This is a genomic window from Bradyrhizobium sp. 186, assembly GCF_023101685.1.
Taxonomy (GTDB): domain Bacteria; phylum Pseudomonadota; class Alphaproteobacteria; order Rhizobiales; family Xanthobacteraceae; genus Bradyrhizobium.
This window is the reverse complement of sequence record NZ_CP082164.1, coordinates 1874979-1890796: the sequence shown is the minus strand read 5'-3', so window position 1 is coordinate 1890796 and position 15818 is coordinate 1874979. Positions and strand designations below refer to the sequence as shown.

At 64.3% G+C, this 15818-nt stretch carries 13 protein-coding genes and 2 pseudogenes; 5 read left to right on the top strand and 10 right to left on the bottom strand.

The window, feature by feature from the left end:
- Window positions 1-3: 3 nt before the first annotated feature.
- The 7 genes from IVB18_RS08835 to IVB18_RS08805 form a co-directional block, all read right to left on the bottom strand.
- Window positions 4-1155 (bottom strand): alpha-hydroxy acid oxidase, encoded by a 1152-nt coding sequence (locus tag IVB18_RS08835; protein ID WP_247988797.1) that lies wholly within the window; start codon window positions 1153-1155, stop codon window positions 4-6.
- Between the two features lie 115 nt (window positions 1156-1270).
- On the bottom strand, window positions 1271-2461 hold the full coding sequence (gene uxuA / locus IVB18_RS08830) for a mannonate dehydratase (protein ID WP_247988796.1): 1191 nt from the start codon (window positions 2459-2461) through the stop codon (window positions 1271-1273).
- Between the two features lie 16 nt (window positions 2462-2477).
- Window positions 2478-3527 (bottom strand): L-idonate 5-dehydrogenase, encoded by a 1050-nt coding sequence (locus IVB18_RS08825; RefSeq protein WP_247988795.1) that lies wholly within the window; start codon window positions 3525-3527, stop codon window positions 2478-2480.
- On the bottom strand, window positions 3524-4930 hold the full coding sequence (locus IVB18_RS08820) for a TRAP transporter large permease (protein ID WP_247988794.1): 1407 nt from the start codon (window positions 4928-4930) through the stop codon (window positions 3524-3526). Before IVB18_RS08820 ends, IVB18_RS08825 begins: the two co-directional genes overlap by 4 nt.
- Before the next feature lie 4 nt (window positions 4931-4934).
- Window positions 4935-5513 carry a TRAP transporter small permease gene (locus tag IVB18_RS08815; RefSeq protein ID WP_247988793.1) on the bottom strand — a complete coding sequence of 193 codons (579 nt, stop codon included), beginning with the start codon at window positions 5511-5513 and terminating at the stop codon, window positions 4935-4937.
- A gap of 118 nt (window positions 5514-5631) precedes the next feature.
- Window positions 5632-6609, bottom strand: coding sequence for a sialic acid TRAP transporter substrate-binding protein SiaP (locus IVB18_RS08810; RefSeq protein WP_247988792.1), 978 nt, complete (start codon window positions 6607-6609; stop codon window positions 5632-5634).
- Between the two features lie 73 nt (window positions 6610-6682).
- Window positions 6683-7498, bottom strand: a complete 816-nt coding sequence (locus IVB18_RS08805) for a FadR/GntR family transcriptional regulator (protein ID WP_247988791.1) — start codon at window positions 7496-7498, stop codon at window positions 6683-6685.
- 141 nt (window positions 7499-7639) lie between these two features.
- Here IVB18_RS08805 and IVB18_RS08800 point away from each other — a divergent pair, with 141 nt between their 5' ends.
- Window positions 7640-9109: a mannitol dehydrogenase family protein gene (locus IVB18_RS08800; RefSeq protein WP_247988790.1), complete on the top strand. Its 1470-nt coding sequence runs from the start codon at window positions 7640-7642 to the stop codon at window positions 9107-9109.
- An 89-nt stretch (window positions 9110-9198) separates the two neighbouring features.
- Entirely contained in the window at window positions 9199-9606 is a 408-nt protein-coding gene (locus IVB18_RS08795) for a nuclear transport factor 2 family protein (protein WP_247988789.1), read from the top strand.
- A gap of 65 nt (window positions 9607-9671) precedes the next feature.
- On the opposite strand, the gene IVB18_RS08790 is transcribed toward IVB18_RS08795, so the two are convergent.
- Window positions 9672-10397 (bottom strand): HAD family hydrolase, encoded by a 726-nt coding sequence (locus IVB18_RS08790; RefSeq protein ID WP_247988788.1) that lies wholly within the window; start codon window positions 10395-10397, stop codon window positions 9672-9674.
- A gap of 157 nt (window positions 10398-10554) precedes the next feature.
- On the opposite strand from IVB18_RS08790, the gene IVB18_RS08785 reads away from it, so the two are divergent.
- Both IVB18_RS08785 and IVB18_RS08780 read left to right on the top strand, forming a co-directional pair.
- Window positions 10555-11403 carry an SDR family oxidoreductase gene (locus tag IVB18_RS08785; RefSeq protein WP_247988787.1) on the top strand — a complete coding sequence of 283 codons (849 nt, stop codon included), beginning with the start codon at window positions 10555-10557 and terminating at the stop codon, window positions 11401-11403.
- 136 nt (window positions 11404-11539) lie between these two features.
- Window positions 11540-12805 (top strand): serine hydrolase domain-containing protein, encoded by a 1266-nt coding sequence (locus tag IVB18_RS08780; RefSeq protein WP_247988786.1) that lies wholly within the window; start codon window positions 11540-11542, stop codon window positions 12803-12805.
- A 60-nt stretch (window positions 12806-12865) separates the two neighbouring features.
- Here the strand turns inward: IVB18_RS08780 and IVB18_RS08775 are convergent.
- A pseudogene (locus tag IVB18_RS08775) lies at window positions 12866-13384 on the bottom strand (dienelactone hydrolase family protein); the annotation flags it as partial.
- A gap of 76 nt (window positions 13385-13460) precedes the next feature.
- Window positions 13461-14687 (bottom strand): annotated as a pseudogene (locus IVB18_RS08770) (MFS transporter).
- Between the two features lie 546 nt (window positions 14688-15233).
- Here IVB18_RS08770 and IVB18_RS08765 point away from each other — a divergent pair.
- On the top strand, window positions 15234-15809 hold the full coding sequence (locus IVB18_RS08765) for a MarR family transcriptional regulator (RefSeq protein WP_247988785.1): 576 nt from the start codon (window positions 15234-15236) through the stop codon (window positions 15807-15809).
- The last annotated feature ends 9 nt before the right edge of the window (window positions 15810-15818 follow it).

The window sequence follows — 15818 nt, the reverse complement described above, 5'->3', positions numbered from 1 at the left end:
GCGCTACCCGGGCCGGAAGCGCAGATTGGCGCGCGATAGCTGGCTGATCGACGTGCACCCCATCAGCTTCATGTCGCGCTCGAGCTCGGCCCGCAGCAGGCCGAGGGCTCGTTCGACGCCGGGCCGTCCGGCGGCGGCGAGCGGATAGAGATAGTATCGTCCAAGCCCGACCGCCTTGGCCCCGAGCGACAGCGCTTTCAGGATATGGGTTCCGCGCTGGATGCCACCGTCCATCATCACGTCGATGCGGTCGCCCACGGCATCCACGATTTCGGCGAGTTGATCGAAAGCCGAGCGGGAGCCGTCGAGCTGGCGGCCGCCATGGTTGGACAGGACGATCCCGGCACAGCCGATCTCGACCGCGCGGCGCGCGTCTTCCACCGACATGATCCCCTTCAGGCAGAACGGCCCGTTCCAGGTCCGCACCATCTCCGCGACATCGTCCCAATTCATCGCGGGATCCAGCATTTCCGTGAAATAGCGGCCGATCGACATGGCGCCGCCGCTCATGTCGACATGCTCCTCCAGTTGCGGGAGCCCGAATTTCTCGTGGCTGAGATACTGGATGCCCCACATCGGCTTGATCGCGAACTGCAGCATGCCCGCAAGCGTCAGGCGGAAGGGAATGCTGAAGCCGGTGCGCAGATCGCGCTCGCGATTTCCTCCGGTGATGCTGTCGACCGTCAGCATCATCACCTCGACGCCCGCCTCCTTGGCGCGCTGCATCATGGCGCGGTTGAGACCGCGATCCCTGTGGAAATAGAATTGATAGACCTGCGGCGTGTCGTGGGCCTTGCGCAATTCCTCCAGGCCAACCGTGCCCAGCGAGGAGACGCCGAACATGGTGCCGTAGCGCGCAGCGGCAGCGGCGACGGCCCGCTCGCCGTCATGATGAAACAGGCGCTGCAAGGCGGTCGGCGAGCAGTAGAACGGCAGCGCGAGCTTCTGGCCCATGATGGTGACCGAGAGATCGACCTGTTGCACGCCGCGCAGCACGTTGGGCAGCAGGTCGCAATGCGAGAAGCTCGCGCTGTTGCGGCGATGGGTCGTCTCATCGTCGGCCGCGCCATCGATATAGTCGAAGATCGGGCCGGGCAGCCGGCGGCGCGCCAGCCGCCGGAAGTCGTGGAAGTTATGACACTGTGCCAGGCGCATTTCTCATCTCCGCTCACGGCATGCTCTGCACGTGGATCATCTTGCCTATCACGCCGCCGGAGCTGTTGGCGGCCGCCATCGCAGCGATTTCTCGCCTGATGGAGCCGCAGGTCTCCTATTGATGCTCGATCGCGCGGATGGCGCCGCGGAGCTCCGCGAGGCCACGCAGGCGGCCGATCGCGGTGTAGCCGGGATTGGTGCGCTTGGTGGCGGCGAGATCGTCCAGCATGCGATGGCCGTGATCAGGACGGAAGACGATCTGCTTGTCCGGCGAACGCCGCGCGTTCTCCTTCAGCAGCGCCTTCAGCACCGCGATCATGTCGACGTCGCCATCGAGATGGTCGGACTCATAGAACGACAGGCCGTCCGGCTCGCGCTTGGTGGCGCGCAGATGCGCAAACGCGATGCGCGGGCCGAAGCGTTCGGCCATCTCAGGCAGATTGTTGGCGGCGCGGGCGCCGAGCGAACCCGTGCACAGGCAGATGCCGTTGGCCTTTGACGGCACGGCGTCGAACAGCGCCTGATAGTCGACGGCGGTCGAGGCGACGCGCGGCAGCCCGAACAGCGGTCGCGGCGGATCGTCGGGATGAAGCGTCAGCGAGACGCCGAGTTGCTCGGCCACCGGCGCGACGCGGCTCAAAAACTCGGCGAGATGCCGGCGCAGGATCTCCGGCGTGATGTCGCGATACTGCTCGAGCCGGTCGCGGAACTGCGGGATGGTCATAGGCTCGGTGGTCGAGCCGGGCAGCGCGCTGGCGATGACCATGACGAGGTAATCGATGTCGGCCTGGCTCATCTTGTCGAAGAGCGCTTTCGCTCGCGCCTGTGCCTCCGGAGAATACTCCTGGAGTGCCGCGGGGCGCTTCAGAATGTGCAGCTCGAAAGCAGCAAAGCGGTCCTGGTCGAAGCGCATGGCGCGGGCACCGTTCGGCAGCTCCCATTCGAGATCGGTGCGGCACCAGTCGACCACCGGCATGAAATTGTAGCAGATGATCTTGATGCCGGCGGCCGCGACCGCTTCAAGGCTCGCGATCCACGCCTCGATCGAGCGGGTCGCCTTGCCGCCGAGACGCTTGACGTCGTCGGGGATCGGAATCGATTCCACCACCGACCAGGTCAGGGGCGAGCGGCCGGGCTGGCCCTGTTCGATGAAGTTCTTGCGCTCCTCGACCGCCTTGCGCGTCCAGGCCTCGCCGATCGGCACCTGATGCAGCGCCGAGACGATGTCCGTCGCACCGGCCTGCCTGACGTCGTCCAGCGACACGGGATCGTCGGGCCCGTACCAGCGCCATCCCTGCAACATCATGCGCGTTCTCCCCGGATCAGTTCGCGGTCAGCACGACTTTGACACTCTGCGAGCGATCGAGCGCCAACCGCAGCGCGTCCGGCGCGGTCGACAGGGGCCGCTCGGCGGTGACCAGCGACAGCACGTCGACGCTGCCGGCCGCGATCAGTTCCACCGCCGTCATGAACTCGAGCCCGAAGCGGAACGAGCCGCGCAGGTCGATCTCCTTGGCCATCACCGCATTCGCCGGCACCGGAATCTGTCCGCCCGGCAAATTGCCGATCTGCACCACCGTGCCGCCGCGCCTGACGATGCCGATTGCGCTGGCAAGGCCCGCGGCCGTGCCCGAGACCTCGAAGGCCACGTCGTAGGGACGCGCGGCGGCTTGCGCCTTCAGGCCCTCTTCCCCGCCCCCGACATTCTCGACATGATCGGCGCCGAGCCGGCTCGCGAACGCGAGCGGCGCCGGCGCGATGTCGGCCACCGTGATGTCGGCGATGCCGGCGCGACGCGCGGCGAGCATGGTCAACAGCCCGATCGGACCGGCGCCGAAGATGATCCCGCGCTTGCCCTCGATGTTGCCGGCGCGTGCGACCGCATGCAGGCAGACCGCGAGCGGCTCGGCGAGCGCCGCGGCCTGATAGGACACATGGTCAGGGATCTTCACGCACTGCGCCGGGATCGCATCAAAATAGTTGGCAAAGCCGCCCTGCATGTGCGGCGTCTTCGAGGCCGAGCCCATGAAATAGATATTTTCGCAGAGGTTCGGCCGGCCCTCGCGGCAGGCGACGCAATGGCCGCACCAGCGCGACGGATTGACGGCGACGCGGTCGCCGACCTTCAGGTTCGACGCGGAACCAGAGATTTCGACCACCTCGCCGGAAATCTCGTGGCCGAGCACCAGCGGCGACTTCACCACGAAATCGCCGGTCCGGGCGTGGCGGAAATAGTGCATGTCCGAGCCGCAGATACCGCCGGCGCCGAAGCGGATGCGCACCATGCCGGATGCGAGCTTGTCGAGCGGATGCTCGATCATGCGCAGATCTTCGGGGCCGAACAGGGTTGCGGCGAGAGCTGAGGAGGTCATTTGGAAAGTCCCATGTATTTTGGCAGCCAGAGGGTCAGTTCGGGGATGTAGGTGATCGCGATCAGCGCGAGCATCAGCGGCACCAGCCACGGCAGGATCGCGACCGTCGTACGCTCGACCGAGAGTTTTGCCACGCGGGCCAGAACGAACAGCACCATGCCGAGCGGCGGGTGCAATAAGCCAATCATCAGGTTCAGCGTCATGATCAGGCCGAAGTGGATCGGATCGATGCCGAGCTTGAGCACGATCGGCAGCAGGATCGGCACCAGAATAGTGATCGCGGCCGTCGTGTCGATGAAGCAGCCGACGAACAGGATCAGGATGTTCGCGAGCGCCAGGAACACCCATTTGTTGTGGGTGATGCTGAGCATCCAGTCCGAAAGCATCTGCGCGGCCTGCGACACCGTGAGGAGCCACGCGAAGATCGAGGCGGCGGTGACGATGAACAGCACCGAGGCCGTGGTCTCGATGGTGTCGAAGGTCGCCTTGGCCACCGTCTTCAGCGTCATGGTGCGATAGCGCACCAGGCCGAGGAACAGCGACCAGATCACCGCGGCAACCGCGGCCTCCGTCGGCGTGAACCAGCCGAGCGTCATGCCGCCGATCAGGATCACCGGCGCCATCAGCGCCATCACCGCGGAGAAGTCGAAGTACCAGTCGATCGCGAGCAGCGCACCGAGGCCGATCACAACAGCCATGTTGGTCGAGAGGCCGGAGAGCGTCATCAACCAGATCGCCATCGGGAAAGAGAACACGATGACGATCTCGACCCCCGCCGAGCCAAGTTGCGGCCAGGAGAACGGCGTATCGCTACCCCATTTGTTCTTGTGCGCGAAGTAGGTGACCGTGGCCATCATGAACAGCGTCAGGACGACACCGGGAATGACGCCGCCCAGGAACAGCGCGCCGATCGAGACGTTCGCCATCATGCCGTAGATCACGAAGGGCAGCGATGGCGGAATGATCGGGCCGAGCGTCGCGGAGGCCGCGGTGACGCCGACCGAGAACTCGGTCGAGTAGCCGTGGTCCTTCATCGCCTTGATCTCGATGGTGCCGAGGCCAGCGGCATCCGCGATCGCGGTGCCGGACATGCCGGAGAAGATCACCGATCCGATGATGTTGACGTGGCCGAGGCCGCCACGCATCCAGCCGACCAGCGCGACGGCGAATTTGTAGATGCGCCCGGTGACGCCGGCGATGTTCATGAGGTTGCCCGCCAGGATGAAGAACGGCACGGCGAGCAGCGGGAAGCTCTCGACGCCGGCGATCATGCGCTGCGCCAGCGTGACGTCGGGCGTCACGCCGCTGACCAGGATGTAGAGCAGCGACGACGCGGCCATCGCAATCGCCACGGGAACGCCGAGCAGCATCAGGATGAGAAAACCTCCAAGCAACAGCAGCATGAAATTATCCTTCCGATCCGTCGTAGGCACCGGGACGTTCGAGGATCGAGTAGCCCTGCCGCCAGTTCTGCAACGCCACCTGCACGGAACGCGCGAACATCAGCACGAAGCCGAGCAGCACGGCGTAATAGACGTAGTTCTTGGGAAAATTGATCGTGGTCATCGACTCGTCGCCGATGATCTGGATGTAGATCCAGACCAGTCGGACAGCGTAGGCGAAGAAAGCGATCCGGATCAGATCGATCACGGTCGACAACGCGCGCGCCACGAGATGAGGCAGATAGCGGTAGATGAGATCGACCTGGATGTGCCGCGACAGCCGCACGCACATCGACGCGCCGATAAAGACCACGCCGATCAGGCAGTAGGTCGCGATCTCCTCGGTCCAGGCGTAGCTGTCGTTGAGGACGTAACGGGTGAAGAACTGGAGGAAGACGGCGAGCGCCATCACCCAGAAGATCGCCAGCGCCAGCCAGTCCTCGAAAGCGTAGATGCCGAGATCGACCTTCGGCGTCGCCTCCTCCTCGAAGGTATGGGCGATCTCGTCCGCGGTGATCTGCCGGTGCATTTCGGCGGTCGACATGTGGTTGCTCCTTTAAGGCCAGAACTCACGTCGTTCCGGGATGGTGCGTAAGCACCAGACCCGGAACCTCGAGATTCCGGGTTCGGTTCTTCGAGCCGCCCCGGAATGACCGTATCGGTCACTTCACGTCCTGGATCCGTTCCCAGTCGGCCTTGCGATAGCCGAAGGTCTCGAACGGGACGTTCTTCAGCACGGTGTCGCGGAACTCGTTCTTGTCGACCTCGGTCACGGTCAGGCCCTTCTCCTTGAAGAAGGCGACCAGCTTGGCTTCGTTCTGCTTGATCTCATCGGTCGCCTTGGCGGCGGCTTCCTGCGCCACGTCCGTGAAAATCTTCTTGTCTTCGTCGCTCAGCTTCTTCCAGAGCGCGCCCGCCACGACCGTGTTGAGGTGATCGACGATGTGGCCGGTCAGCACGATGTGCTTCTGCACCTCGTAGAACTTCTTGGCTTCGATCGTGGTCAGCGGGTTTTCCTGCGCCTCGACGGTGCCGTTCTGGAGCGCGAGGTAGACTTCCGCGAATGCGATCGGCGCGGTGTTGGCGCCGCAAGCGCGCGGCATCGCCAGATAAGCCGGAACGTCGGGCACCCGCATCTTCAGGCCCTTCAGGTCGGCGCAGCTCTTGATCGGCTTGTTCGACGAGGTCTGGCGCACGCCGTAGTAGGTCACCGCGACGATGTGGTGGCCGCTCTTGTCCTCATAGCCCTTGGCGAGCTCCTTGAAGATGTCGCTCTTGGTGTAGGCGAGCAGATGATCGGCGTTGCGGAACGTATAGGGATAATAGGTCACGCCGATCGGCGGAAAGCTCTTTGCAGCAAAACTCGAGCCGGAGATGATGATGTCGACCGAGCCGAGCGAGAGGCCCTGGTTGATATCGGCTTCCTTGCCGAGCTGCGACGCCGGATAGACGTCGATCGCATAGCGCCCATTGGTGCGCTTGCCGATTTCCTGCGCAGCCCAGACCGATGCGCTGTGGAACGGCTCCGAGGTTTCGTAGACATGAGCCCATTTGAGCTTGGTCTGCGCCACGCTGGAGTTGGTTACAGCGCACATTGCAGCGGCCGAGACCGCCAGCACCATCGTCATCTTTTTCAACATTGATTTTTCCTCCATCATTCAAGTCTGCTTCTTGTTCGCCCGACCACCAAAAGGGGGTGTGGACCGCCCAATGTCATCGCCGCCGCGCAGTACCGCTTTTGGCCTGCTTCTTCGGCGTTCGTTTTGCTCTTGCCGGCTTTTCCGGAGATCGCGCCACTCGACTGCGCCCGGATGGCGATCCGGCCGCAATCTCGGCGCCAAAATTCTGCGCAAAGCGCTCCTGCGAGCGCGCCAGATGATCGCGCATCGCGTCACGGGCCGCCTCGGGGTCGCGCGCCACAATGGCATCGCGCACGGCGTGGTGCTCATCGAGCGCAGTGCGCCAGGTGCCCGGGTTCTCGAAATAATGCGCAAGCTGCGCGAAATAGGGATTGAGGCGCTGGTCGAACAGCTCGCCGACCACGCGCACCAGCACGGCATTGCCGAGGCTTCCGGCGATCGCGACGTGGAAGGCGCGGTCATGGATCATCGAGGCTTCGCCGGGGTGCTCGACATTTTCCATCGCGACGAGGGAAGCGTCGATGCGCGCGATGTCGTCCTTTGTCGCCACGCGCGCGGCCTGCTCGGCAATGGCGCTTTCGAGGAATTCGCGGGCACGCAGCAGCTCGAACGGACCTTCGATGACAGCCGCCACCGGCACGGGCGCAGCAGGACCCGCGGGCTCGATCACATAGATGCCTGACCCGACGCGGATGCGGACGCGGCCTTCGACTTCGAGCGCGATCAGGGCTTCGCGCACTGTCGGCCGCGAGACCTTGAGCTGCTCGGCGAGCTCGCGCTCGGTCGGCAAGCGGCTGCCGACCGCGTACTCGCCACTGTCGATCAGGCTTCGCAATTGATCGGCGACCTGGCGATAGAGCCGTCTCGCCTCCACAACTTCCAGCGGCACGCTGGCCTCCCCGCAAGGGCCGCGCCGGGTTGAAATCCCGGCGGACCGCCAATTTTGGAAAATTGGTCTTACCAATTGACCCAAGCATTGACCGAGCATAGGCACCATGTCAAGCAGCGGCAAAGCAAGGGAGAGACGACCATGCGGCTTGGCCGCGCCAATCTCGATCGGCTGCCATCGGCCATCCGCCGCCCGGCCTATGACCGTTCGCGCGTCACGCCCGGCATCGTGCATCTCGGCCTGGGTGCCTTTCATCGCGCCCATCAAGCGGTCGTCATCGACGATTGCCTTGCCACCGGCGCGACCGCCTGGGGCATCGTCGGCGCCAGCTTGCGCAGTCCGGATACGCGCGACGCGCTCGCCCCGCAGGACCATCTCTACACCGTCGCCGTGCGCGCGGCGGAAGGCACCGAGCACCGCGTGATCGGCGCGCTGCTCGACAGCGTCGTCGCGCGTGAGAACCCGGCGCGGCTGATCGACAGGATGGCGGATCCCGCCATCCGCATCGTCTCGCTCACCGTCACCGAGAAAGGCTATTGCCACACGCCGCAGACCGGCGATCTCGACGAGCGGCATCCAGACGTCGTGCACGATTTGAACAATTTTGACGCGCCGCGCTCGGCGCCCGGCTTCATCGTTGCCGCCCTTGCGCGTCGGCGGGCGCAAGGGCTCGCGCCCTTCACCGTGCTGTGCTGCGACAACCTCGCCGCCAACGGCCACACCGTGCAGCGGATCGTGACGCAATTCGCGGCGCTGCGATCGAAGGACCTCGGCAAGTGGATCGCGGATACGGCCGCCTTCCCCTGTACCATGGTCGACCGTATCGTGCCGGAGACGACCGATGCCGACCGGGATGCGGTTGCCGCCGTACTCGGCCTGCGCGACGCATGGCCGGTGATGACCGAGCCGTTCACGCAATGGGTGGTCGAGGACCGTTTTTGCGCGGGCCGGCCCGATCTCGCCGCCGCGGGCGTCGAGCTCGTCGCCGACGTCAAGCCGTTCGAGCTGATGAAGCTGCGACTGCTCAACGCCAGTCATTCCGCGCTCGCCTATCTCGGCTATCTCGCCGGCTACGAGACCATCGCCGACACCATGACTGATCCGCATTTCGCGCGTCTTGCCGCGCAAGTGATGGAAGAAGCCGCGGTGACGCTGACGATGCCGGCCGGTACTGATCTGGCCGCTTACCGCGCCTCGCTGCTCAAGCGCTTCGCCAATCCCGCGCTGCATCACCGCACCTGGCAGATCGCGATGGACGGCTCGCAAAAGCTTCCGCAGCGTCTGCTCGGCGCGATGCAGGACCGCCTGCGCAAGAACCAGCCGATCGCGACCCATGCGCTCGCGGTGGCCGGCTGGATGCGCTACGTCACCGCAATCGACGAACAGGGCCGCGCGATCGACGTGCGCGATCCGCTCGCCGGAGAGCTCGCGGCGCTAGCGCGCGAGGCAGGTCCTGTCGCCGAACGACTTGCGCCCGCACTGCTCGGGGTCGGAAAAGTGTTCGGGCCGTTGGGGGCCGAGCCGCGGCTGCGCGAGGCCGTGACCGCGGCGCTCGGCCGTCTCTATGCGGAAGGTGCGCGGCGGGCGGTGGAGACGCACGTCTCCACGTGACAGCAATCCCAAACGTCGATGCTGCACTGCGGTCAAAATCGACGGAAGTCGCGCTTGATTTTTCTCCGTCCATGGCTCACCCGAGAGCTATGACGAAGGATAACGGAGTCATCGCCGCCAACGCGGCCTTTTACGCCGCCTTTTCAACGGGCGACTTTGCCGGCATGGAACGGATGTGGGCGGAGGACGACTCCATTTCCTGCATCCATCCCGGCTGGCCGGCCATTGTCGGGCGGGCCACCGTGATCGGAAGCTGGCGCGACATCCTGCAGAATCCTGAGCGGCCGCAGATCGTTTGCGCCGAGCCGCAGGCAATCATCGACGGCGACAGCGCGCGGGTGCTCTGCATCGAGATCGTTGACGGCACCGCGCTTGCTGCCGCCAACCATTTCAGGCGCGTCGGCGACGGCTGGCGCCTGGTTCACCACCAGTCGAGCCCAATCGCCCAGATTGTCGAGCAGATTGATGAGGTTGGCCCGAGCCGGCGGGTCCACTGAACGGCGAGACACGCCGACGTGATCTACTGTGCATGGGGTTGTTTTCGCGTTTTTTTATCGACGCCTCACCCGAGGCGTCCCAGCCTCGACAGATCGTTCAGCACGAACCGCGCATCGGCGAAATCATCGTCCCGGAAGAACATGCTGCGGGTGATCAGGACGGGAATGTTGGCACGCGAGGCCGCGATCAGGCCGTTGGCGGAATCCTCGATAGCGACGCAATCGGAAGCTTCCAGCTTCAGCCTCACCAGGATTTCGAGATAGACGTCCGGCGCAGGCTTCTTGTGGCGGACATCGTCGCCGGCCACGATCACATCGAAGTCCGTGGTCCAGCGATCGCCGAGCGCCCGCGACAGCAGCGCATCGATATTGCCGCGCGAGGTGGTCGTGGCGATCGCGAGCCGCTGGCCACGCGACTTCGCCGCAGCCAGCAGGTTCGCCACGCCCGGCCGCAGCGGGCAGCAGCCGGTCTCGACCAGTTCGGCATAATATGCGGTCTTGATGCGGTGAAGTTCTGCGATGTGCGCGTCCGACAACGGCGGAGCGCTCCGCTGCCTCGCATGGTAGGCGCGGATCCGTTCCTTGCCGCCCGTCACCCGCAGCAGATCCTTATAGACGGCGCGGTCCCAATGCCAGGCGAGACCGTGACGGGCGAAGGCTTCGTTGAAGGCTTGCCGGTGCAGTTCCTCGGTCTCGGCCAGGGTGCCGTCGACATCGAAGATCAGTGCGCTGGCGCGCCGGATCAGCTCCGCGGCGTCGCATAGCGCTGCGGCAGGTGCTTCTGCGTGCATGATCGACGCCTCCCTCCCGACGCCCGAGTGACAAGCGAGCATCGCCCGCACTGGCAGGCGTGTAAAATTGCAATATCTTTTGCTGGACCCAAAAATCTCTTATGAGCAGAGACGCGCGCAGCAGCGCGAACGGAACTCCGACCAGCACGGCAAACGTATGCGGCTCTTCATCCTTGGCTTCGGCTATAGCGCCCGGCATTTCGTCCGCGAATTCGGCGGCACGTTCTCGCACATCGCCGGCACGGTGCGCGATCCCGCGAAGCGGCAAGACCTGGCCGGCATCGAAGCGCATCCGTTTTCCGGGAGCGGTCCGGATCGCGGGACGGTCGAGCGGGTTCGCGACGCCGATGTCCTTCTCGTGTCGATCCCGCCCGGCAGCGCGGGCGATCCCGCGATCATGGCCTTCGCGGAGGTGTTGGCAGGTCGCCACCGCAAGGTCATCTATCTCTCCACCATCGGCGTGTATGGCGATCACGGCGGCGCGTGGGTCGACGAGAGCACGCCGCCGCAGGCCACCCTCGACCGCACCCGAATGCGGCTCGCAGCGGAGCAAGCCTGGACGGAGACGACGCGTGGCGAGGTCGCGATCCTGCGGCTTGCGGGCATCTACGGCCCCGGCCGCAACGCGCTGGCGACGCTGCGCGTAGGCTCGGCCCGGCGCATCATCAAGCCGGGACAGGTGTTCAACCGCATTCATGTCGATGACATCGCGGGCGCGATCATGGCCGCGGTTCGGCATCGGGGCGGCGGCACCTGGAACGTCTGCGACGACGAGCCCGCGCCACCCCAGGACGTGATCGCCTATGCGGCAAAGCTGATGGGCATCGCCCCGCCGACCGAAGAAACCTTCGAGACGGCCGAGATGTCGGCAATGGCCCGCAGCTTCTACGCCGGCAATGCCCGCGTCTCCAATGCGCGAGCGAAGCGCGACCTCGGCGTCGTCTTCGCCTACCCGACTTATCGGCACGGCCTGGATGCGCTGTGGGACGCGGGCGAAGGACGATAAGGCAAGACAGTTCCGCCGCGTCCTGACGCGCCCCTGATCCGCGCTGCTCGCGCTTGACTTCGATCTGGCGCAGACGTGATCTAGGCGTTCAGCGGGCCATAGATCGCAATACGAGCCCGCGCCTTGGGAGAACACAATGAAGAAGACGATCGCCATGATCGCGGCGGCGGCTGCCGTCATCATGTTCGGCGCAGCCAGCGCCGCGCCGCTGCCCGAATCCAATCCCGACGACACCGGCTTCTCGAAGCAGGGCCTCACGCGCCTCGACGATTTCTTGCGCGAGATCGCGGCCAAGCGCGTGCCCGGCGCGGTGGTCGCGGTGGCGCGGGACGGCAAGCTCGTCCATTACAAGGCCTACGGCATGCTCGATCCGGACAAAGGCACACCGATGCCTGTCGACGCGATATTCGCACTAGCGTCGATGACCAAGCCGATGGCGGCGGTCGCAGGCCTGACGCTGATGGAGCAAGGTCGGCTGCCACTCCAGGCAAAGCTTTCCGATTACTATCCGGGCTTTGCCGACATGAAGGTCGGCGTTCCCCAAGAAGACGGTTCGCTCAAGCTCGAACCGCAGGCTTCGCCGATCTTTATCCACGATCTCTACCGGCATACGTCCGGACTGATGTATGGCGGCCGCCCGGACAGCTCGAGCCTGGTGGCGCGGCAGTATCCCGACGGCGTCGCGCCGTCGGTCGAAGGCGACACGCAGGCTTTCATCGAACGCATCACCAAACTGCCGTTGGCGCATCAACCCTCGACCGAGTTCGAATACGGCTTCTCGATCGACGTGCTCGGCGCTGTCGTCGAGAAGGTGAGCGAGCAGCGGCTCGGCGACTATCTCGCCGGCAATGTCTGGCAGCCGCTCGGCATGAAGGACGCAACGTTTCATCCGACGGACGCGCAACGCGCTCGCCTCGCCCGCCCGTTTGCCAACGACCCGCTGACCGGCAAGCCGCAAGCGATCAAGCTCCTGGATACGCCGACCAAGTTCGATTGCGGCGGCGCCTGCTCGTTCGCGACGGTCGGCGACTACATCCGCTTCGGGCAGATGCTGCTCAACGGCGGCGAGCTCGACGGCCAGCGCATCCTCGGGCCGAAGACGGTGCATCACATGACGACCAATCACCTCGGCCCCGAGATCAAGAACAATGTGGCGAACATCGAGCCGCATCGCGCCGGTTTCGGCTTTGGCCTTGCGGTCGCGGTCCGGACCAGCGAGGGCCTGTCGTCGGTCCCCGGCCATCCCGGCGAGTTCACCTGGAATGGGGCGTTCGGGACGCAGTTCTTCTGCGATCCGAACGAGCGTCTGGTCGTGGTGGTAGGAACGGCGGCGCCGGGCGAACTGCGGAAGTACTATCGCGAGCAGGTCCAGGACATCGTCTATGGCGCGATGGTGAAGTGAGATCGTCGCTTGGATAGAGAGAGAGGACGGCCGATTGGGCCGCCCTCATGAGATCCGGCGTCAGCTCAAGACGCCGTATTTCGTGAACCAGGCCAGCGCCTGCTTCCAGGCATCTTCCGCCGCGTCCTTGCGGTAGCTGCCGCGGTAGTCCGCAAGGAAGCCGTGCGGCGCTTCCGGATAGATCTTGAATTCCGCCGTCTTCTTGTTCTTCTCGAGCGCCGCCTTGAGCTGATCGACCTGCGCGACAGGAATGCCGGTATCGGCGCCGCCATAGAGGCCTAATACCGGCGCCTTCATCTCAGGCGCGAGCTGAACCGGGCTCTTCGGCCAAAGCGGATTTGGCGCATCAACCGGCGGGCCATAGAAAGCGACGCCTGCCTTGAGGGTGCCGCTGTGCGCGGCATATTCCCAGACATTGCGCCCGCCGCGGCAGAAGCCGATGATGCCGAGTTTCGTGGTGTCGCTGCCTTGCGATCCCGCCCACGCCACCGTCGCATCGAGATCGGACAGCAGCTCGGCGTCCGGCTTGGCATTGACGACCGGCAGCAGGTCCTTGATCTCGGTGACTTTGGTCAGGTCGACTGATCCTTAGGACGACGCATTCGTCAACAGTTGCCGGTGAAACGCAAATCACTAGCCTGCGAGCACGCCGCTTTCACGCTTTCCCTTGGCGCTGTTTCACGGGCGCAGTCTCGGGCATCAGGCTCATCGCGCCAAGCCCGACGATCGCCGCAAGCAGCAGATACCAGGCCGGCGCCAGCGGATTGCCGGTGACATGCAGCAGCCAGGTGACCACGAGCTGAGCAGTGCCGCCGAAGCTTGCGATCGCGACCGCATAGACGGTGGCGAACACACCGCCGCGGATGTTCTGGGGTAGCGCCTCGGTGAAGGTCGCATAGAACGCGGTGAACGGCAGCGACCCAATGATCGACAGCACGCCGAATCCGACGAGCAGCGACAGCGCGCCGGGCGCGTGGACGATCCACTGGAAGATCGGATAGGTCAGCAGAAGCGTTGCGAGCTGCGGCCAGATCATGACCGGCTTGCGGCCGAGGCGATCGGCGAACCAACCGCCAAACAGCGCGCCCGCGATCTGAAGACCGTTGCTGACGAGCGACACCGCAAAGGCCAGTGTCGGCGTCACATGAAGCGTGTTCTGCGCGTAGGTCGTCATGTATTGCGTGACGTAGGTCGAGATCGTGCCACTGGCCAGGATCATCAGTGCCAGCGCGATGATTCCGACGTGACGACGGGCCCGCGAAAGATGACTGCTGTGTTCAGTGGCGCTGGCACCGGCTTCGGCCTGTGGGATCGTTTCCGGCAGCGTCCGGCGCATCGAAAATCCGAACGGCAGGCAGACGGCCCCGATCAGGAACGCCACTCGCCAGCCATAGGACTCCAGCATCTCCGGTGCCATCGTCTCGCTCAGGATGACGCCGACCAGGGCGCCGGCGGTCGCGGCGATCTCCTGGCTCGCCGGCTGCCATGCGACCATCAGGGCCCGATGCTCGGGCGGGGCAATCTCGACGAGATAGGCAGTGGTCGGCCCGACCTCGCCGCCGAGGGCAAAACCCTGCACCATGCGAGCCGCGATCACGTTAATCGGCGCCGCAATGCCGATCGAATGATAAGACGGCGTCAGACAGATGGTCAGGATCGCAGCGCCCATCAAGGCGAAGCTCAACAGCATGGCGGGCCGCCGGCCGATCCGGTCGGAATAGATGCCGAGCACGATCCCGCCAATCGGTCGAGTGACGAAGCCGGCGCCGAAGGTCGCCAGCTACAGCATCAGGCTGCCGTACTCACTTTGGGTCGGGAAAAAGGTATGGCCGATCTGGATGGCGAAGAAGCTGTAGGTGATGAAGTCGTAGAATTCGAGCATGTTGCCGACGGTGGCGGCCAATGCTGCGCGTTTGACGCTGAACGGCTTTGCTTTCTCGCTGACAGACAACACTCTGACATTCCCTGGATTTCGATCGTGTGCCTGATTTAACCGCGTGGGTGCGCTGCATCGCAACATCCATTAACCGAAAGAGGTGGTTCTCCCACCCTCGCTCGACACTGTCACGAGTTGCAGACGCTCCGCCGGTTCGCGCAATTCGAAACGTCCACCGCAACAAATGGGCACCATAGTGCCGGCAGCGACACATCATGTTGCTCGGGCATCGCGCGTCACCCGGATTTCGCGCGCGAGCCTTAGTCATTTGACTGAAATTTTCAGAAGAGTTTAGCCGTACAATTTACGCGAACTTTCTTTGTGACGCTCTAGTTCCACGTCCGAAAGTTCCGTCTCCAGGATGGAGAGGCGTCCTCCTGCGCGGTAAGTCGTCCCGCTCAAAGAGAGATCGCTCGGGAGTTTCATTATCGCCCGCCAGATTGCGCTACCAAAAGCTCAATTGAATAAAGCTTTATCCGACCTGGAAGAGAAATGAATTTGGCTCGCGAATCGTTTGAATTGTTGGAACAGGTCGCGCGAATCCTGTGGTTCGAAGGCACCAAGCATGGGTTGCGCGATCGCGAGTGGATGGCGCTGCGCTTCCTCTCCCGTGCCAACCGGTTTTCCAGGACGCCATCGGCTCTGGCGAGCTACGTCGGCACCACGCGCGGCACTGCCTCGTTCATCATCGGCGAACTCGAACGGCTGGGATATCTGGAACGAAAGCGCTCCGCCAAGGACAAGCGATCGGTGATGCTGAGCGTCACGCAGCAGGGCAAGAAGTTCCTGGTGCGCGACCCCGTCAACGTCCTCGTCGACGCCATCGCCGTCCTCGACGACGACGGCAAGATCCGCTTCCGCGACACGCTGCGGCACGTGCTGGATCAATCGGACGCGGCCGAGCAGCGGCACCATACCGACGTTTGCAAGCGGTGCATCTTCCTCCGGGAGGACCGCCCCACCACTGACAGCAAGACGACGGCCGAGTTCACCTGCCGGCTGTTTCGCGCGCCGATCGCGGAGGCGGAGGTCGAGCTGCTATGCACCAGCTTCGAGCATCACCGCTAATAGAAGGGT